This window comes from Dietzia sp. B32 (assembly GCF_024732245.1).
GTDB lineage: Bacteria > Actinomycetota > Actinomycetes > Mycobacteriales > Mycobacteriaceae > Dietzia.
In genome coordinates this window covers 1,033,264-1,051,104 of the sequence record NZ_CP093845.1, presented here as the reverse complement: position 1 = coordinate 1,051,104, position 17,841 = coordinate 1,033,264, and the positions used below count along the sequence as shown (strand labels likewise).

Annotated in this window: 19 protein-coding genes; 13 read left to right on the top strand and 6 right to left on the bottom strand. The window is 71.1% G+C overall.

The window, feature by feature from the left end:
• Positions 1–174: 174 nt before the first annotated feature.
• The 6 genes from eccCa to L8M95_RS04960 all read left to right on the top strand — a co-directional run bounded on the left by eccCa (position 175) and on the right by L8M95_RS04960 (position 8,273).
• Positions 175–4,221, top strand: coding sequence for a type VII secretion protein EccCa (eccCa, locus tag L8M95_RS04985; RefSeq protein ID WP_260488420.1), 4,047 nt, complete (start codon positions 175–177; stop codon positions 4,219–4,221).
• Positions 4,218–5,057, top strand: coding sequence for a hypothetical protein (locus tag L8M95_RS04980; RefSeq protein ID WP_260488419.1), 840 nt, complete (start codon positions 4,218–4,220; stop codon positions 5,055–5,057). Before eccCa ends, L8M95_RS04980 begins: the two co-directional genes overlap by 4 nt.
• A gap of 128 nt (positions 5,058–5,185) precedes the next feature.
• Positions 5,186–5,506, top strand: coding sequence for a WXG100 family type VII secretion target (locus tag L8M95_RS04975; RefSeq protein WP_260488418.1), 321 nt, complete (start codon positions 5,186–5,188; stop codon positions 5,504–5,506).
• Between the two features lie 34 nt (positions 5,507–5,540).
• Complete coding sequence (locus tag L8M95_RS04970) at positions 5,541–5,834, top strand: WXG100 family type VII secretion target (protein ID WP_260488417.1); 294 nt, start codon at positions 5,541–5,543, stop codon at positions 5,832–5,834.
• A 161-nt stretch (positions 5,835–5,995) separates the two neighbouring features.
• The gene (locus tag L8M95_RS04965) at positions 5,996–7,354 is read left to right on the top strand and encodes an NAD-dependent succinate-semialdehyde dehydrogenase (protein WP_260488416.1); all 1,359 of its coding nucleotides are present in this window, start codon (positions 5,996–5,998) and stop codon (positions 7,352–7,354) included.
• 46 nt (positions 7,355–7,400) lie between these two features.
• A complete protein-coding gene (locus L8M95_RS04960) occupies positions 7,401–8,273 on the top strand; it encodes a sulfurtransferase (protein ID WP_260488415.1) in 873 nt (290 codons plus the stop codon).
• 35 nt (positions 8,274–8,308) lie between these two features.
• Here L8M95_RS04960 and L8M95_RS04955 read toward each other — a convergent pair whose 3' ends face one another.
• Positions 8,309–9,130, bottom strand: a complete 822-nt coding sequence (locus L8M95_RS04955; protein ID WP_260489167.1) for a CoA ester lyase — start codon at positions 9,128–9,130, stop codon at positions 8,309–8,311.
• Positions 9,131–9,239: 109 nt separating this feature from the next.
• Positions 9,240–9,635 (bottom strand): VOC family protein, encoded by a 396-nt coding sequence (locus L8M95_RS04950; RefSeq protein WP_260488414.1) that lies wholly within the window; start codon positions 9,633–9,635, stop codon positions 9,240–9,242.
• 133 nt (positions 9,636–9,768) lie between these two features.
• On the opposite strand from L8M95_RS04950, the gene L8M95_RS04945 reads away from it, so the two are divergent.
• Both L8M95_RS04945 and L8M95_RS04940 read left to right on the top strand, forming a co-directional pair.
• Entirely contained in the window at positions 9,769–10,764 is a 996-nt protein-coding gene (locus L8M95_RS04945; protein ID WP_260488413.1) for an ATP-binding cassette domain-containing protein, read from the top strand.
• On the top strand, positions 10,761–11,639 hold the full coding sequence (locus L8M95_RS04940; protein WP_260488412.1) for an ABC transporter permease: 879 nt from the start codon (positions 10,761–10,763) through the stop codon (positions 11,637–11,639). Before L8M95_RS04945 ends, L8M95_RS04940 begins: the two co-directional genes overlap by 4 nt.
• Positions 11,640–11,642: 3 nt before the next feature.
• Here L8M95_RS04940 and L8M95_RS04935 read toward each other — a convergent pair whose 3' ends face one another.
• The 4 genes from L8M95_RS04935 to mftR form a co-directional block, all read right to left on the bottom strand.
• Positions 11,643–11,987, bottom strand: a complete 345-nt coding sequence (locus L8M95_RS04935) for a transcriptional regulator (protein ID WP_260488411.1) — start codon at positions 11,985–11,987, stop codon at positions 11,643–11,645.
• Positions 11,984–12,565 carry a hypothetical protein gene (locus L8M95_RS04930; protein ID WP_260488410.1) on the bottom strand — a complete coding sequence of 194 codons (582 nt, stop codon included), beginning with the start codon at positions 12,563–12,565 and terminating at the stop codon, positions 11,984–11,986. The genes L8M95_RS04935 and L8M95_RS04930 overlap by 4 nt, the downstream gene beginning before the upstream one ends.
• A gap of 184 nt (positions 12,566–12,749) precedes the next feature.
• Positions 12,750–13,271 (bottom strand): hotdog fold domain-containing protein, encoded by a 522-nt coding sequence (locus L8M95_RS04925; RefSeq protein WP_260488409.1) that lies wholly within the window; start codon positions 13,269–13,271, stop codon positions 12,750–12,752.
• A 62-nt stretch (positions 13,272–13,333) separates the two neighbouring features.
• Positions 13,334–13,936 carry a mycofactocin system transcriptional regulator gene (gene mftR, locus L8M95_RS04920; protein ID WP_260488408.1) on the bottom strand — a complete coding sequence of 201 codons (603 nt, stop codon included), beginning with the start codon at positions 13,934–13,936 and terminating at the stop codon, positions 13,334–13,336.
• A 113-nt stretch (positions 13,937–14,049) separates the two neighbouring features.
• On the opposite strand from mftR, the gene mftA reads away from it, so the two are divergent.
• The 5 genes from mftA to L8M95_RS04895 are packed head-to-tail and all read left to right on the top strand — an operon-like array spanning position 14,050 to position 17,836.
• On the top strand, positions 14,050–14,136 hold the full coding sequence (mftA, locus tag L8M95_RS17500; RefSeq protein WP_067716580.1) for a mycofactocin precursor MftA: 87 nt from the start codon (positions 14,050–14,052) through the stop codon (positions 14,134–14,136).
• A gap of 1 nt (position 14,137) precedes the next feature.
• Positions 14,138–14,464, top strand: coding sequence for a mycofactocin biosynthesis chaperone MftB (mftB, locus tag L8M95_RS04910; protein ID WP_260488406.1), 327 nt, complete (start codon positions 14,138–14,140; stop codon positions 14,462–14,464).
• Positions 14,461–15,717, top strand: coding sequence for a mycofactocin radical SAM maturase (gene mftC / locus L8M95_RS04905; RefSeq protein WP_260488405.1), 1,257 nt, complete (start codon positions 14,461–14,463; stop codon positions 15,715–15,717). Before mftB ends, mftC begins: the two co-directional genes overlap by 4 nt.
• Before the next feature lie 46 nt (positions 15,718–15,763).
• A complete protein-coding gene (gene mftD / locus L8M95_RS04900; protein WP_260488404.1) occupies positions 15,764–16,987 on the top strand; it encodes a pre-mycofactocin synthase MftD in 1,224 nt (407 codons plus the stop codon).
• 33 nt (positions 16,988–17,020) lie between these two features.
• The gene (locus tag L8M95_RS04895; RefSeq protein WP_260488403.1) at positions 17,021–17,836 is read left to right on the top strand and encodes a mycofactocin-coupled SDR family oxidoreductase; all 816 of its coding nucleotides are present in this window, start codon (positions 17,021–17,023) and stop codon (positions 17,834–17,836) included.
• Positions 17,837–17,841 lie beyond the last annotated feature (5 nt).

The window sequence follows — 17,841 nt, the reverse complement described above, 5'->3', positions numbered from 1 at the left end:
CCGGCCACCGGATGGTGCCCCCGTCAGAACGTGCACTGCCCTAACATCGCCATCCGATACGCCGATCATTGTCGGGTCGGACGGACGCCTGTGGGGGCGTCATCTCCCGGCGGCCGGGACACACCCGGTGGGAGCGAGGGGACTGATCACTGGTGACGTGGACGGGTGACGTTCATGGGTGATGTCGTGTTCACCCGCGCGGTCAGGCTCGACGCCCCGCCGATGCCCGGCGGGGAGCTGGCACTCCAGGCGCCGCCCGCGCTGCCCCGGCCCACCCCACGGCCGCTCATCCAGATCATCCTGCCGATCGTGCTCGTGGTGGCCGTGGGCGGGATGGTCGTGGTGATGATGCGCACCGGGATGATGCGCAACCCCATGTTCCTGCTCTTCCCGGTGATGATGGCGGTCTCGGCCGTCGGCATGCTCGCCGGGACGCTGAGCGGCGGCAACAAGACCGCCGAGACCGACGAACTGCGCAAGGACTACCTGCGCTACCTCGGCCAGACGCGCGACACCGTGCGCGCGACCGCGTCCGCGCAGCGGGCCGCCGCGCTGTGGCGTCACCCCGACCCCGTGGAACTGCCCGCCCTGGTGGGCACGCCCCGGATGTGGGAGCGCGACGAGTCGGACCCCGACGACCTCACCATCCGCGTGGGGCCGGGCCGTCAGGCGCTCGCGACGAGACTGGAGGCACCCGACACCGGTCCGGTCGACGACCTCGAACCGGTGTCGGTGGTGAGCATGCGTCGCTTCGTCCGCGTGCACTCCGTGGTCGACGAGCTGCCCGTGGCGCTCGAACTGCGCGCGTTCGCGGCGTTGTCGCTCGACGGGGAGGTGGCCGTGGTCCGTTCCGCGGTGCGCGCGATGATCGCCGGTCTCGTCGTGGCCCACGGCCCCGACCGCGTCCGTGTCGCGGTGGCCGCGAGCGAGGGCGACGCACGTCAGGCCTGGGAGTGGCTCAAGTGGCTCCCGCACCACGAACACCCCGACTACACCGACGGCGGTGGACGGGTCCGACTCACCGAGTTCTCACTGGCCGGGGTGGAGTCGATGCTGGGGAAGGACATGTCTTACCGTTCGGCGTTCTCACCGAGTGCGGCGGTCGTCCCGGGACGGGCGCACCTCGTCGTCGTCGTCGACGGTGTCGGGGTCACCGGCGCCGAACGTCTGCTCGCGGAGGACGGACTCGACGGGGTGACGGTGCTCGAGGTCTCCGGCAGCCGCGCGGGGCAGTTGCGCGACCTCGCGCTGCGTCGCGGCCTGTGTGTCCGGGTCGACGACGACGGCGTGGCCCGCGTGCGCACCGAGGGCGGTGACGAGGACATCGCCCGGGTCGACGCGATGAGCCCGCCCGAGGCCGAGCGGCTGGCGATGGCGTTGGCGCGGTACCGACCCGCCGACACGGTGACCCATGCCGACGGGTCCACCACGACCCGTCGCGCGCCCGGTCTGCCCGACCTGCTGGGCATCGGCGTCGCCGGGCAGGTGGACCCGGCGGTGGCGTGGCGTCGCCGCGGCGAGCGTGATCGCCTGCGGGTACCGGTGGGTGTCAGCCCGGACGGCGCGCCCGTGGAATTGGACCTCAAGGAGGCCGCCCACGGGGGAATGGGCCCGCATGGGCTGTGCATCGGTGCGACGGGTTCCGGCAAGTCCGAGTTCCTGCGCACCCTGGTGCTGGGCCTGGTCGCCACCCACGACCCGGACTCGCTCAACCTCGTCCTGGTGGACTTCAAGGGCGGCGCCACGTTCCTCGGGTTGGAGTCGCTGGCGCACGTGTCCGCCGTGATCACCAACCTCCAGGCCGAGATCACCATGGTCGACCGCATGCGTGACGCGCTCGAGGGCGAGCTCAATCGTCGCCAGGAGGTGCTGCGTGCGGCGGGCAACTACGGAGGCGTGGCCGAGTACGAGGCCGCCCGCGCCAAAGGCGCCCCGCTCGATCCGCTCCCGGCGCTGGTGATCGTGGTCGACGAGTTCTCCGAGCTCCTGTCGTCCAAGCCCGAGTTCGCGGAGCTGTTCCTCACCATCGGTCGCCTGGGCCGCAGTCTGCACATCCACCTGCTGCTCGCCTCGCAGCGGCTCGAGGAGGGGCGGCTGCGCGGGCTCGACAGTCACCTGTCCTACCGGATCGCGCTGAAGACGTTCTCCGCCACCGAGTCGCGCACGGTCCTCGGGGTCACCGACGCCTACCACCTGCCCGCCACCCCGGGCGCCGGCTACCTCAAGGTGGACGCCGGGGACCCGGTGCGCTTCGACGCGGCCTACGTCTCCGGGCCTTACCACCGGGACCGCCGCGTCGACGGGTCATCGGTGGCCACGCCGGCCGCCCGCCCGACCGTCCGCCCGTTCACGTCCTGGTACATGCCGGTGCCCGCCCCGGCACCGGTGGCGTCCGGGGCCGACGACGAGGGGGCGGTGTCGGACGGCGCCGCGGATGCGGGCACCGCCGACGGGTCCGCGAGCCTGCTCGAGGTGCTGGTGGGACGACTCGCAGGACACGGCAGGCCGGCGCACGAGGTGTGGCTGGCGCCGCTGGGACAGGGTGCGCCGCTCGACTCCGCCGTGGGCACAGAACCCGCTGTCGCCGGGCCCACCGGCAGCGGCCTGCACCCGGGCACCGGCGGGACCGCACTGCTGCGCTTCCCGCTGGCCGAGGTCGACCTGCCGTTCGAGCAGCGTCGGGACATCTGGCACGTGGACCTGTCCGGGGCGGACGGCAACGCGGCCGTGGTGGGTGGGACCCGCTCCGGCAAGTCGACCACGCTGTGCACCCTCGTGCTGTCCGCGGCTGCGACGACCGAGCCCGGCCGACTGTCGGTGTACGTCGTGGATCTGGGCGGCGGGGTGCTGCAGTCGATCGCGGACCTGCCCCACGTCGGCGAGGTGGCCCGCCGCGGTGAGGAGGAGAAGATCCGTCGCACCGTCGCCGAGGTGGCCGCCGAGCGCCGCCGCCGCGAGACCGAGTTCCGCGACGCCGGCGTGGTCTCCCTCGACCAGGCTCGGCGACGGATGGTCGACCGGGACGGGCGCCCGGTGGCCGAGTACCCCGACGTCCTGCTCGTGATCGACGGATGGCAGGCGTTGCGCACCGAGTTCGAGGACCTCGAGCAGGTCGTGCTGGGACTGGCCGCGGACGGGTTGTCCTACGGGATCCACGTGGTGCTGTCCGCCTCCCGGTGGGCGGACCTGCGCCCGGCGCTGCGCGACGCCCTCGGGACCCGGGTGGAACTGCGGCTGGGGGATCCCACCGACTCGATGATCGACCGGCGGGCCGCGATGACCGTGCCCGCCGCCCCGGGCCGCGGACTCACGCCGGAGCGTCACCACATGCTCGTCTATCAACCCCGCCTGGACGGGCGGGTCGACCCCGACGGCGTGGCCGATGCGACAGCGGAGGCGTCGCGTCATCTGGCCCGCAGGTGGCGGGCGCGGGTGGGGGACGTCGCCGCGGCGCCGGTCCGGATGTTGCCCGAGATGCTGCCGTACGCCCAGCTGGCGAGCCTGTCCCGCCCCGGCCCGGACGGGCGCCGCACCCGGGTCCCGCTCGGGGTGGACGAGGCCGACCTCAAGGTGGTCTACGCCGATCTCGAGGGCGACCCGCTGATGATGGTGCTCGGCGACTCCGAGTGCGGCAAGACGTCGCTGCTGCGCTCGCTGGCGCGCGGACTGGTGGCCGGGAACAGCCCGGAACACGCCAAGCTCATCGTGGTGGATTACCGGCGCACCATGCTCGGCGAGATCGAGGGCGCGCACCTCGCAGGCTACGCGCCCACCGAGACCGCCCTCGCCCCGATGGTCGAGCACCTCGTCCGCGTCCTCGACGAGCGCATGCCGGGCGCGGATGTCACCCCGGAGGAACTGCGGGCCCGGTCGTGGTGGACCGGCCCGCGGATCAACTTGCTGGTCGACGACCTCGACCTCGTTATCACCGGCGGGGGCAACCCGCTGCAGCCGCTCACCCGGTTCCTTCCGCATGCCCGCGACATCGGTCTGACCGTGGTCCTCGCGCGACGCAGCGCCGGGGCGTCGCGCGCCATGTTCGACCCGTTCGTCGCCCGCATCCGCGACCTCGGTGGCGCCGGTGTCCTCATGTCCGGAAGTCGGGAGGAGGGCCCTCTTCTCGGCGGCGTCCGGCCGGGGCCGCTGCCGGCGGGCCGGGGCAGGCTCATCACCCGCGACGGGGGCGTCCGGCTGGTGCAGACCGCCCTGTCCGAGTCGTGACGGGGCAGCGGTCCGCGCCGGGGCCGCGGGCGGCGACCCTTGCTATCGATCTGTCCTGCTCCGGGCTGACGGTGGCGGCCGCCTCCGCCTCCGCCGAGTTGTCCCCGGTCGTCGCACCGGTGTCCGTGCTCGCCGGGATGGACGGAACGGCCCTGCCCCCGGGCGGCGATCGCCTGGAGTGCTCCGACCGCGTCGAGTCGGCCGCCCGCCGATTCCCGGACCGGTGCCTATCCGACCCCGTCGCCTATGCCCATCGTGACCGCGTCGACGTCGCGGGCCTGTCGGTCCCCGTCTCGGAGCTCCTCGGGCCCCCCGTAGCCCGGGCACTGCGGTGGGGCGCGGCACGCGAGGGCGACGCCGTGGTGCTGGTCGTACCCACCGACTGGGGGGCCAGCCGCACCGCGCGGCTGGTCGGCGCCGCCGACGCGGTGGGTGTCACCGCCCGCGTGGTCAGGGCCGCGCTGGTCACCGCCGAGGCGCTCCCGTCCTCCTCGGCCCGGTGGGCGATCTGCGTGGAGACCTGCCGCACACGGACCACCGTGGGCCTGGTCGAGCGGACGCGGAGTGGCCTCACGCTGGTCGACCGTGAGGTGGTGCACCGCCGGGACCCCTACCGCGACACCATGACCGACGACGAGGTGCCCCGGATCCTCGACGCCCTCGCCCGACTGCGGCGACGGAGGCGGGAGGCGGGCACCGGGTCGACCGAGGTGCTGGCGCGCGGACGCCTCGCCGAGCGGGTCGTGGACGCGTGCGACCGGGCCCGTCTCCTGTCCTTCGTGGTCCCCGCGATCGGCCCCGTGGAGGCGGCATCGCGGCTGCACGCGACCGCGTGATCGCACCCCGCTGAGTGAATCGCGGGGAAGTTTTCGCCGATCAGGCGGAACCGAACCGCCCCGAGGGCGCGTCGAACACTGTGACGGACCCAGAAGGGGATTCCGCACCGACCACAGGGGAGGACGAGATGACCGGGTTCAACACCCACATCGGGACCATGGACACCGCGGCCAGGAGGGTCGACGACGTGAACCTGGAGATCGACCGACTGCTCGGCACTGTGCGGGACTCCGTGTCCCAGCTCGGGGGCTCGGTGTGGCGGGGCGCCGCCCAGGCCCGGTTCACCCAGATCATGACCGAATGGCAGCAGCAGAGCACCAAGCTCAACCACGCGCTGGCGGGGATCTCCGAGACGATGCGGACCAACAGTTCGTCGTTCGACGCCGCGGACCAGGACTCCGCCGCACTCATCAACCGCGCCGGCGCCGCCGGCCCCCTCAACCTCTGACCGCCGACACCGCCAGCACCGGAAGGGAACTCCCATGACCTCAGGACAGATCACCTACAACCATGGCCCGATCGAGGCGCTCGTCGGGCAGGTCACGCAGGCCTCCACCGCCCTGCGCAGCACGCTCGACGACCTCAAGGCCTACCTCGCGCCGCTCGTCGCCGAGTGGGAGGGTGACGCCGCCGTCGCCTACCAGGCGCACCAGAACGACTGGGACCAGGCCGCGGCCGCGCTCCAGGCGATGCTGGCCGAGATCTCGCGCGCCGCGAGCCAGGGCAACCAGGGCATGGCCGACGCCGATCGGCGCGCCGCCCAGGGCTGGGGCTGACCCTCCCGACCTCCGATCGACCCCGCCGGCACGCCTGGACGCCGGCGGGGTCGTGGCGTGTCGACCGGATGCGTCCGGCCCGCGGGCGTCCTACCGTCGCGGCACGAGCCGGGAACGATCCCGGCGAGCCTCGACCAGAACGCCACGCGAAGGAGAACCGCATGTACGTCACGCACGATCCATCGACCGGCCGGACCGACCGCGAGTACGAGCAGACCGAGGACGTCGACACCATCCTGAGCACGGTCACCGAGGGGTTCGCCGCCTGGCGCGCGACGGAGGTGTCCGAGCGGGCACGGATCCTCCTGGCGATCGCCGACGCCTTCGACGAGCACCGCGAGGAGCTGGGCAAGGCGATCACCACCGAGATGGGCAAGCTCCCCGAACAGGCGCGGGGTGAGGTGGCCCTCGCGGCGTCGATCTACCGCTGGTACGGCGAGCACGGCCCGGCGCTGCTCGAGTCCGACACCCTGGATGTGCCGGACGCCCGGCTCAACCGGGTGACCTACGAGCCGGTCGGACCGCTGGTCGGGATCATGCCGTGGAACTACCCCTACTACCAGGTGGCCCGGTTCGCGGCACCCAACCTGCTACTGGGCAACACCGTCGTGCTCAAGCACGCGAGCATCTGCGCCCGCTCCTCCGCGGCGATCGAGAAGGTCCAGCGCGGAGCCGGCCTCCCCGAGGACGCCTACGTCAACGTGTACGCCTCGAGCGACACGGTGGCCGAGATGATCGCCGACCCCAGGATCAAGGGCGTCTCCCTCACCGGCAGCGAGGGCGCCGGGGCCGCGGTGGCCACGGTGGCCGCGGAGAACCTCAAGCCCAGCGTCCTGGAGCTCGGCGGCTCCGACCCGCTGGTCGTCCTGGACGCCGACGACCTCGACGAGCTGGTCGAGACCGTGGGTCGGGCGCGACTCTCCAACTGTGGGCAGGCCTGCAACTCGCCCAAGCGGATCTTCGTCCCGGCGCAGATGAAGGACGACTTCGTCGGGCGACTGAAGAACCTCTACGAGGAACTGTCCGTCGGTCCCGCCGCCGACGAGGGCACCGAGCTGGGCCCGCTGTCCTCCGAGGACGCGCGCGACGGCGTCGTGGAGCAGGTCGAGCGCGCCGTCGAGCAGGGCGCGACGCTCGTCACGGGCGGCGCCGCGATCGACCGGCCCGGCGCGTTCATGCAGCCCACCGTCCTCACCGACATCACCGAGGAGATGGACGCCTACCGCGAGGAGATCTTCGGCCCCGTTGCCATGGTGTACGCCTACGACTCCGTCGACGAGGCCGTGCGGATCGCCAACGACACCCACTTCGGCCTGTCCGGCTCGGTGTGGGGGACCGACGTCGACCGCGCCTCCGAGGTGGCCGAGCGGCTCGAGGTGGGTATGGCCTACGTCAACGAGCACGGCACGACGATGCCCGGCCTGCCGTTCGGCGGCGTCAAGCGTTCGGGCTACGGCCGCGAGCTCGGCCGCTGGGGACTGACCGAGTTCGCCAACGTCCGGCTCCAGCGCGTCCACTGAACAGATCTGTCTATCCTGGGAGGGGTAGTCATCGAAAGGAGCAGACATGACGACCCCCCTCACCGTGAGCCCCGAGTGGCTGCACGCGCACCTGGGTGACGCCGACCTCGTCGTCGTCGACGCCACCACCCACCTGGCCGCCGACGCGGACGGCACCCCGCGCCCGGTCTCGGGCGTCGCCACGTACCGGCCCGAGCACATCCCCGGCGCCCTGTTCGCCGACCTGCTCGGCGACTTCGCCGACCCGGGCAGCCCCCTGTCCGCCACCGCGCCGGACCACGAGCGCTTCGCGGCTGCCGCGGGCGCCCTGGGCATCGGGGACGGGGCGACCGTCGTGGTCTACGACCAGCACGAGGGGTTCTGGGCCACCCGCCTGTGGTGGCACCTGCGCTTCGAGGGCTTCGACGACGTCACCGTCCTCGACGGCGGCCTGCCGGCGTGGAAGGCCGCCGGCTACGAGGTCACCGATGAGATCGCCGTGCCGACGCCCCGCACCTTCAGCGGTGTCCGCCGCCCGGAGATGATCCGGTCCACCGAGGACGTCGCCGCAACCCTGGACGACGAGAACACGATCCTCGTCAACGTCCTCGACGAGGCCACCTACCGCGGCGACATCGACTCGTACGGTCGGCCGGGCCACATTCCCGGCAGCATCAACCTGCCGGTGACCAGCCTGCGGGACCCCGAGTCCGGCGCGCTCCGGCCGATCGGGGAACTGCGCGCCGAATTCGAGGCGGCCGGGCTGCTGGACGAGGACCGGAAGGTCGTCACCTACTGCGGCGGCGGGATCGCCGCCACCGGGGTCGCCCACGCGCTGGCGCTGGCCGGGCGCGAGGACGTGGCGGTCTACGACGGATCGATGGTGGCCTGGGCGGCGGACCCCGACCTGCCGCTCGTCACCGGGGACTCACCCCGCTGACCTCCTCCGGGGCCCTGTCCGCGCGCGAGGTCGCGTCAGCGAGCCCCGGCGTACGCCTGCGCGAGGCGCGCGATCTTCTGGGCCCGGGCCAGTCGCGGCAGATCGGCACCGTCCCGGGCGCGCTCGCCGCCGGGGCCCAGCTCGTCGATCACGGACTCGGCCCAGGAGACGTCGGCCGCGGAGGGGGAGAGGACCTCGTTGATGTAGGGCGCCTGGTCCACGCGGAGGCACAGCTTGCCGGTCATGCCCATCTCGACGGCGTGCTCGGCGGCGTCCCTGAGGACCTGCGTGTCGTTGGAGATGGTCGGCCCGTCGATGGGCGGGGCCACGCGCGCGATCCGGCTGGCCACCACGAACTGCGAGCGCGTGTACGCCAGGGCGATCTGCGACGACCCGATGCCCGTGTCGCGACGGAAGTCACCGACGCCGAAGGCCAGCCGCACCACCTGGTCGGACTTGGCGATCTCGGCGGCCTGGGCGAGGCCGTCGGCCGACTCCACCAACGCGACGATCGGGGTGTTCTCGGCCAGGCGCGCGGCCGTGAGGGAGACGTGCTCGGCGTTCTCGGTCTTGGCCAGCATCACGCCGTCCAGGCCCGGACAGTGCCCGAGCGCCATGAGGTCTTTCTCCCACTCGGGGGAGCGGACATCGTTGATGCGGATCCACGCGTGGTTGCCGGCCTCGAGCCACTGCCGGACCTCGCGACGGGCGCGCTCCTTCTCGGACTGCCGGCACCCGTCCTCCACGTCGAGGACCACCACGTCCATCTCCGAGTTGACGGCGTCGTCGAAGCGCTCGGATTTGTCCGCGGGCAGGAGCAGCCACGATCGGGCGATGGTCGGTGGGATGGTCGACATGGGGCTCATGGGTACCGGTCATCCTTTGGTCGTGAGGCGGCGACGATCGCGCTGGCAACCTCCCCACGATACGCCGGGCACCCCCGGCGAGCCCACGCGGGAACAACTCTCACATATCGGGCGCGGTGACGAGCTGGATGAGATTGCCGCAGGTGTCGTCGAGGACCAGCGTCCACACCGGGCCCATCTCGGCGGGAGGCTGCACGATGCGGGCGCCCTTCTCCTGCAGTTCGGAGTGGGCCCGGTGGATGTCGTCCACCTCGAATTGCGCGGCCGGAATGCCGTCCGCGCGGAGGGCGGCGGTGTAGGCGCGCGCCGCGGGATGCTGGTCCGGCTCGAGCAGTAGCTGGGTGCCACCCGGGTCGCCGGGATCCACCACCGTCAGCCACCGGAAGTCACCGGCGGGGAGGTCGTACTTGAGGACGAACCCCAGCACGTCGGTGTAGAAGGCGAGCGCACGAGCCTGGTCGTCAACGTGGACGGAAGTCACTGTGATGCGCGGCATACCGGCAACGGTAGGCCGCTCATCGGCAGTCGGCATCCGATCCCGGCCGGTTCCGGCCCATTGCTGACAGATCCTGTCCGCAAAGCGGGCGGTGAGTGTTGACTCGGGCGCGGACGGGGGACACCCTTTTGAGGTGGATACCCGACCCGCCTCCGCCCCGGCGATAGAGGCCGAGCACCTCGTGAAGCGCTTCGGCGACTTCACCGCCGTCGACGACATCTCGTTCGCCGTCCCGACCGGGACGGTCCTCGGTCTGCTGGGGCCCAACGGTTCCGGCAAGACCACCACCATCCGGATGATGACCACTCTGAGCCCGCCGACCTCCGGGACGGCGCGGGTCGCCGGTCATGACGTGATGCGGGAGCCGGCGAAGGTCCGCAAGGCGATGGGGTTGACCGCCCAGTCGGCGACGGTGGACGAGTTGCTCACCGGGCGGGAGAACCTCCGCCTCATCGGCGACCTGTACGGGCTGCCCAAGAAGGCGGTCAAGGCCAGGGCGGACGAGTTGCTCGAGAAGTTCTCGCTCAGCGACGCGGCCACCAGGGTCGCCAAGAGTTACTCCGGCGGTATGCGGCGCCGGTTGGACCTGGCGGCGAGCCTCGTCGCGGCCCCGCCGGTGCTGTTCCTCGATGAGCCCACCACGGGATTGGATCCCCGCTCGCGCAACGAGCTGTGGGACGTCCTGCGCGACCTCGTCCGGGACGGCACGACGTTGTTGCTGACCACCCAGTACCTCGACGAGGCGGACCAGCTGGCGGACAGGGTGATCGTCATCGACCACGGCCGCGTGATCGCCGAGGGCACGCCGCTGCAGCTCAAGGACCGCTCCGGCGCGGCCAGTCTGGTGATCACGGTGTCCCGGTCAGAGGACGTAGACGAGGCTGTGCGGGTACTGGGTACCCGCATCGCGGACTTCCACGTGGACAGGGACGCCCGGCGGCTCACCGCACCGTCCGAGGGGGTGTCGGCGCTGGCCGGGATCGCCGCCGCGTTCACCGAGGCGGGGATCGAACTCGATGACATCGGCCTGCAGCGTCCCAGCCTGGACGACGTCTTCCTGTCCCTGACCGGACGCAAGGCCGAGGACCCGCAGCACACCGACACGATGGAACAGGAGTCACGGGTATGAGCACAGTCGCCGACCCCTCGGCGGGTACGTCCGCAGCGGGACCGCCCACCGCGGAGCACTTCTCCGTGCCGGCCCGCCCGGACGGGCCCTCGTTCGGTCGCCAGATCTCCGCGCTGACCCGCCGCAACCTCTTCCACATCCGTCGTCAGCCGGAGAACCTCGCGGACGTCACCATCCAGCCGGTGATGTTCGTGCTGCTGTTCGCGTTCGTCTTCGGTGGCGCCATCGCGGTGGCGGGCGGTGACTACCGCGAGTGGCTGCTTCCGGGCATCATGGCCCAGACCATGGCGTTCTCCTCGTTCGTCGTGGCCTCCGGTCTGTGCAACGACCTCAACAAGGGGATCATCGACCGCTTCCGTTCGCTGCCCATCCAGCGCGCGTCGATCCTCATCGCCCGCAGCGCCTCGAGCCTCATCCACTCGTCGATCGGCGTGGTGGTGATGTCGTTGACGGGCCTCATCGTGGGGTGGCGGATCCGCAGCGGGATCCTCGACGCGCTGCTGGGCTATCTCATCCTGGTGGGCTTCGGCTTCGTCATGATCTGGATCGGCATCGTCGTGGGCTCGAGGCTCAAGACCATCGAGGCGGTCAACGGCGTCATGTTCACCACGACGTTCCCCATCACGTTCGTCGCCAACACCTTCGCCCCGCCGGAGTCGATGCCGGCCTGGCTGCGGGTGATCGCCGAGTGGAACCCGCTCTCGTCGGTCGTGCAGGCGATGCGTCAGCTGTGGGGGAACGCGCCTGCCGTCGGGCCGGACGCCGCACTGCCACTGCAGCACCCGGTGCTGGCGTCGCTGCTGTGGATCGTGGGTCTGACGGTGATCATCGCCCCGATCGCGATCAAGGCCTTCGACGCCCGCACCCGGGACTGACGGTCACTGCGCGCCGGGCCCTCGCCCCGGGGTAGGTGCGCCCTCCGCGGCGGCTGCCAGTTCCCGCAGCGCCTCGAGGTGACCGGAGAACGCCGTCCGCCCGGCCCGTGTCAGGGCCAACCAGGTCCGTGCGCGACCGGTCTTCCCGGCGGCCTTGGAGGTGGTCGCGTACCCGGCGTCGGTGAGGACCTTGAACTGCTTCGACAAGACGGAGTCGGCCACCCCGAGCTCGTCGCGGACGGTCCCGAACTCCATCGATTCCACGGGCGCGAGCAGGGCGCAGATCCGCAGGCGGTGCGGGGCGTGGATGATCTCGTCGAACTGCGCCGCGGGGCGTCCGGCCCTCATCGCCGGCGGGGGAGCGCGGCGGCGCCCGAGCGGATCTCCGTCCGCAGGGCCTCGTCGACCCGGCGTCCCAACACGATCGTCGCGACCAGCGCGATGGCGGCGAGGGCCAGGGCCGCCCACACGGGCAGTGCCCGGTCGGTGAGTGTGGGTGCGAGCGAGGAGACGGTGACGACGACGACCACCACCGCGTAGGCGAGCCACCACCGTCGCGAGACGGGGCCGAGGTTGCGCATGTCCACCCACAGGCCGGTGATTCGCTGGTACGCGGCGACGAGCAGGCCGATGCCCACGGCGCCGACAAGTGCCACCGGGAGGCGGATGAGGTCGTGCAGGTCGAGAGCGCCGACCAGGAGGATCGCGGCGAGGATCGCCCCGAGCGCGGGGTGATACCACCACGGGGTGATGAGCCGGTCCGCCACGGCGCGGCGTGCGGAGTCGACATCGGCGAGTGCGGCGGCCGGGTCGTACGCGGTGGTCCCGCACGGAGCAGCGGTGTCCTGCTGGGAGGTGCTGTCCTGCGGCACGGCGTTGTCCGGGTCGAGGGGCCCGGTGCCCGGAGCGGGCCCGTTGTTTTCCATGATGGAAAACATAGGCCTCTCTTTCCGTTTCCGCAACGGAAAACCAGCGGGCCGGATCCGCCCTCCGGATTCGCAACCACGCTGCGGGCTCCGGGGGCGCATCGACATCCGAAGGGCGGGTTGCAGGGGTCGAAGGGCGGAGTGACGGTGTCCGGGCGACTGTGTGGTCCCGGTACCGGGTGCCTCAGCCCTTCTTCTTGGGCGAGACCCGGATGGTGATCGAACCGACCACGGGCTCGACCCCGGCGTCGTCCACGAACCTCAGCGGCACCTCGACGTCCTGCCCGCTGGTGAAGGACGAGAAGTCCGGCAGCTCCGTCCACTCCGCGGTCACCGTCATCCCTCCGGTCGACTTGGCCGGGTACCGCACGTTCATCCCCACGGGGATCCAGCGGTGGGTGGCCGGGACGGTGGCCTCGGCGAGCACGCCCATCGCCATCTCGGCGAGGTTGCACGCCGCGATCACGTGGAAGGTGCCGATGTGGTTGCGGTTGCCCCACCATCCGGGCCCCCGCACCACGCAGCGGCCGGGTCGGACGTCGACGACGTGCGGGCGCACGGTGCGGAAGTACGGGGCCTTGAGGCTGACCCCGGCACTGAACAGGCGTGAGCCGAACGGTAGCCGGGAGGCGGTCTTCCACAGGCGGTAGGTGGGGGTCTCCGCGCCGGTGGACGGGGAGGCGGGGGTCGGTGTCGTATCGGTCACGACGACGAGGTTACCCGTCGGTAAGTTCGTCGCGCCCGCCCGCCGGGCGCGAGGGCGTCGACTCAGGCGAGGATCTGCGTCCCGCGACGCAGGAGATCGTGGAGGCGATCCTGATCGGCTCCGGGCTCGGACACCCACAGGCGGTAGGCCGAGAGCGCGATCCCGAGCGCGGCGTGAGCGATCGCGGAGGGCGCCAGATCGTCGACGGTCTCGCCGAGTCTGTCCGCGACGAACCCGGCGACGGCCCGGCGCCAGTCGGCGTACACCAGGGTCGAGTGCGCCTGCAGTTCGTCCACCCCGAGCAGGAGCCGCATCCGCAGTCGGTGGACCTCGGTCTGGGAGGCGGGGAAGGTGTTGAACGCGATGAGCGCGTCCGCGAGGGCGTCCCGCAGCGGCGTCTGCTCGGGCACGGCGGAGAGGTAGTCCAGCATGAGGTCGATCTGCACGTCGAACTCGCCCCACGCGATAGCGGCTTTGCCGGGGAAGTAGCGGAACAGGGTCCGGCGGGAGATGTGGGCGGCCTCGGCGATCTGGTCGACGCTGGTCGCCTCGTATCCCTGACGTGCGAACAGGTCGAGGGCCACGTCGACTATCGAGGCGCGCGTGGTCGACGGGCGACGCCCGGGGGGCCGTGTCTCGGTTCCGGGCATTTCCGGCGTTCCCATGACACGAGAGCCTAGATGAGTGACCCTTGCCACTGGCACTAAGTGCCAATATGATGCGGATCTCACCGGAACACGGTGGGACACCGCCGGAGTGCCAGACGAGAGGACACGTCATGGAGAACACGCAGAACACCGAGGTCGTGCTGGAGGAGGCCCTCATCGAGGAGGTCTCCATCGACGGCATGTGTGGGGTCTACTGAGATGACCTCCGCAGCAGCGCCGGCCGGTGCCGAGCAGTCAACCGCCGCGGCGGAATTCGACCTCGATGCCGGCTGGCGCCTGCACCCCGGCGTGGCGCTCCGGCCCGAGCCGTTCGGGGCACTGCTCTACCACTTCCACACCCGCAAGCTCAGCTTCCTGAAGTCGCCGACCATCGTCGAGGTGGTCCGCACCCTCGCCGACCACCCGTCGGCCCGCGCCGCCTGCGCGGCCGCCGGGGTGTCGATCGATGACCCGGGAACGTCGCGGCTGTACCTGCACGCGCTCGGCCAGCTCGCCGCCTCGCGCATGATCGAGGAGACCTCATGACCAGCATGCTCAACCGCCCGGCGACGACGTCCGCCCCCGCGACCCCGGCCCCGGTCGGCCGCCTCGTCGACCAGTTCGAGCGTGGTCTCGACGCGCCGATCTGCCTGACCTGGGAACTCACCTACGCCTGCAACCTCGCCTGCGTGCACTGCCTGAGCTCCTCCGGTCGCCGTGACCCGCGCGAGCTCAGCACCGAGCAGTGCAAGGCGATCATCGACGAGCTGCAGAAGATGCAGGTCTTCTACGTCAACATAGGCGGTGGTGAGCCGACGGTCCGCTCCGATTTCTGGGAGCTGGTCGACTACGCCACCAGCCACCAGGTGGGCGTGAAGTTCTCCACCAACGGCGTCCGTATCGACGAGAAGGTCGCCCGGCGCCTGGCCGCGAGCGACTACGTGGACGTCCAGATCTCCATCGACGGTGCGACCGCCGAGGTCAACGACGCGGTCCGTGGCCCGGGCTCGTTCGACATGGCCGTGCGGGCGCTGGAGAACCTCAAGAACGCCGGGTTCACGGACGCCAAGATCTCGGTCGTCGTCACCCGCGAGAACGTCACCCAGCTGGACGAGTTCAAGGCGCTGGCCGACAAATACGACGCGACCCTGCGCATCACCCGCCTGCGTCCCTCGGGCCGCGGCGCCGACGTGTGGGACGACCTGCATCCGCTGCCCGAACAGCAGAAGGACCTGTACGACTGGCTGGTCGCGAACGGCTCCGACGTGCTCACCGGCGACAGCTTCTTCCACCTGACCCCCTTCGGTGAGGGGCAGGCGCAGGGCTCCCTTCCCGGGCTCAACCTGTGCGGTGCCGGGCGTGTGGTGTGCCTGATCGACCCGATCGGCGACGTCTACGCCTGCCCCTTCGCCATCCACGAGGAGTTCCTCGCCGGCAACGTCGTCGCCGACGGCGGGTTCGAGACGGTGTGGCAGACCTCGGAGTTGTTCCGTGAGCTGCGCGAGCCGCAGTCGGCCGGGGCGTGCGCGTCCTGCGACTTCTACGACAGCTGCCGGGGTGGCTGCATGGCGGCCAAGTTCTTCACCGGGCTGCCGATGGACGGCCCGGACCCCGAGTGCGTCCAGGGGTACGGAGAGGGACTGCTCGCGGCTGAGCGCAGCATCCCCGACCCGTCGCAGGACCACACCCGGCCCATGGGGCTGGCGGCGCGCAAGCAGCCCACCGGCCCGGTGCCGCTGACCCTCGTCACGACACCGCCCCGCAGGCCCACCAGCCTGTGCGACGAGTCCCCGATCTGAGCCGTCCCACCCGGACGAAACCCACCAAGAAGGAGCACCCACCACCGTGTCCCGCCTGTCCAAGATCGCCGAGGCCAACCCCTGGCGCCAGAACCCGTGGTTCGAGTCGGTCGCCGAGGCCCAGCGTCGCGCACAGAAGAAGCTGCCCAAGAGCGTGTACATGGCGCTCGTCGGCGGCAGTGAGGCGGGGGTGACCATCCGCGACAACATGGACGCCTTCACCGAACTCGAGCCCAAGCCCCACGTGATCGGCGCCAAACAGGACCGCGACATGGCCACCACGGTGATGGGCCAGCCCATCAGCCTGCCGGTGATGATCTCGCCGACCGGTGTCCAGGCCGTGACGCCGGACGGTGAGGTCGACGTGGCCCGCGCCGCGGCCGCCCGCGGTACCGCGATGGGCCTGAGCTCGTTCGCGTCCAAGCCGATCGAGGAGGTCATCGCGGCCAACCCGCAGACCTTCTTCCAGGTGTACTGGCTGGGCGGCAAGGAGAAGGTCCTGGAGCGGCTGGAGCGTGCCAAGGCCGCCGGCGCTGCCGGGGTCATCCTCACCACCGACTGGTCGTTCTCGATGGGCCGTGACTGGGGCAGCCCGGCGATCCCCGAGAAGCTCGACGCGAAGGCGATGATCACCCTGGCCCCGCAGATCGCGGTCCGGCCGCGGTGGGCCGCCGAGTGGGCGCGCGACGTGGTGGTCAACAAGCGGTTCCCGGACCTGACGACCCCCAACCTCGTCAACCAGGGCGAGATGGGCCCGACCTTCTTCGGTGCGTACGGCGAGTGGATGGGCACCCCGCCCGCCACGTGGGAGGACATCGCCTGGGTCGTGGAGAACTACGACGGGCCGGTGATGCTCAAGGGCATCACCCGGGTCGATGACGCCAAGCGCGCCGTCGACGCCGGCGTCACCGCGATCTCCGTGTCCAACCACGGCGGCAACAACCTCGACGCGACCCCGGCGTCCATCCGCTGCCTCGCCCCGATCGCCGACGAGGTGGGCGACCAGGTGGAGGTCCTGCTCGACGGCGGCATCCGCCGCGGCTCGGACGTGGCCAAGGCGCTCGCGCTCGGGGCCCGCGCCGTGATGATCGGACGCGCCTACCTTTGGGGACTGGGGGCCAACGGGCAGGCGGGCGTGGAGAACGTGCTCGACATCATGCGTTCGGGGCTCGACTCGAGCCTCATCGGGCTCAGCAAGTCCTCCATCTCCGAGCTGAGCCGTGACGACTACGTCATCCCCGAAGGCTTCACGCGCCGTCTCGGCGCCTGACCCACCACCACCTGAGAGAAGGACACCCCTGTAATGGGAGATTTCGACGGCAAGGTCGTCTACATCACCGGCGTGGCCCGCGGCCAGGGTCGCAAGCACGCCATCCGATTCGCGCGTGAGGGTGCGAAGATCATCGGACTGGACCTGTGTGATTCGCCGTCCGAGTACGTGAAGTACCGGACCGCGACCGAGGACGACCTGGCCACCACGATCGAGCGTGTCGAGGCCGAGGGAGGGGAGATCCTCGCCGAGGTCGGCGACGTCCGCGACCTGGCGTTCCAGCAGGCACTCGTCGCGCGCGGCGTGGAACGCTTCGGCGGCCGCCTGGACGTGGTGATCGCCAACGCGGGCATCTGCAACTGGGGCAAGGTCTGGGAGCTCGACGAGCAGCAGTGGCAGGACACCATCGACATCAACCTCACCGGTTACTGGAAGACGCTGCGCGCGGCGATCCCACACATGCTCTCCGCCGGCAACGGCGGGTCGATCATCCTGGTGAGCTCGGTGGCCGGTCTCAAGGCCATGCCCGTGCAGTCGCCCTACTCGGCGTCCAAGTACGGCGTGGTGGGCCTGGCGCAGACGGCGGCCAAGGAGCTCGGCGAGCACGGCATCCGGGTCAACACGATCCACCCCTACGGTGTCCAGACGCCGATGGGCGCGGAGGACCCCGACGCGCTCGAGGTGTTCAACACCATGCCGCAGTTCCTGCCACACTTCACGCCGATCCTGGGGATGGGCATGGCCACCACCGACGACATCGCGGACTCGGTGATGTTCCTCGCCTCGGACGCCTCGCGGACGATCACCGCCTCGACCTTCACCGTCGACATGGGCGCGATCAAGGTCTGACCCGA

What these genes read in the sequence shown, in the direction of transcription:
- eccCa (WP_260488420.1), top strand. Translation starts at nt 175, where the DNA reads ATGGGTGATGTCGTGTTCACCCGCGCGGTCAGGCTCGACGCCCCGCCG.
- L8M95_RS04975 (WP_260488418.1), top strand. Translation starts at nt 5,186, where the DNA reads ATGACCGGGTTCAACACCCACATCGGGACCATGGACACCGCGGCCAGG.
- L8M95_RS04970 (WP_260488417.1), top strand. Translation starts at nt 5,541, where the DNA reads ATGACCTCAGGACAGATCACCTACAACCATGGCCCGATCGAGGCGCTC.
- L8M95_RS04965 (WP_260488416.1), top strand. Translation starts at nt 5,996, where the DNA reads ATGTACGTCACGCACGATCCATCGACCGGCCGGACCGACCGCGAGTAC.
- L8M95_RS04960 (WP_260488415.1), top strand. Translation starts at nt 7,401, where the DNA reads ATGACGACCCCCCTCACCGTGAGCCCCGAGTGGCTGCACGCGCACCTG.
- L8M95_RS04955 (WP_260489167.1), bottom strand. Translation starts at nt 9,130, where the DNA reads ATGTCGACCATCCCACCGACCATCGCCCGATCGTGGCTGCTCCTGCCC.
- L8M95_RS04950 (WP_260488414.1), bottom strand. Translation starts at nt 9,635, where the DNA reads ATGCCGCGCATCACAGTGACTTCCGTCCACGTTGACGACCAGGCTCGT.
- L8M95_RS04940 (WP_260488412.1), top strand. Translation starts at nt 10,761, where the DNA reads ATGAGCACAGTCGCCGACCCCTCGGCGGGTACGTCCGCAGCGGGACCG.
- L8M95_RS04935 (WP_260488411.1), bottom strand. Translation starts at nt 11,987, where the DNA reads ATGAGGGCCGGACGCCCCGCGGCGCAGTTCGACGAGATCATCCACGCC.
- L8M95_RS04930 (WP_260488410.1), bottom strand. Translation starts at nt 12,565, where the DNA reads ATGGAAAACAACGGGCCCGCTCCGGGCACCGGGCCCCTCGACCCGGAC.
- mftR (WP_260488408.1), bottom strand. Translation starts at nt 13,936, where the DNA reads ATGGGAACGCCGGAAATGCCCGGAACCGAGACACGGCCCCCCGGGCGT.
- mftA (WP_067716580.1), top strand. Translation starts at nt 14,050, where the DNA reads ATGGAGAACACGCAGAACACCGAGGTCGTGCTGGAGGAGGCCCTCATC.
- mftB (WP_260488406.1), top strand. Translation starts at nt 14,138, where the DNA reads ATGACCTCCGCAGCAGCGCCGGCCGGTGCCGAGCAGTCAACCGCCGCG.
- mftC (WP_260488405.1), top strand. Translation starts at nt 14,461, where the DNA reads ATGACCAGCATGCTCAACCGCCCGGCGACGACGTCCGCCCCCGCGACC.
- L8M95_RS04895 (WP_260488403.1), top strand. Translation starts at nt 17,021, where the DNA reads ATGGGAGATTTCGACGGCAAGGTCGTCTACATCACCGGCGTGGCCCGC.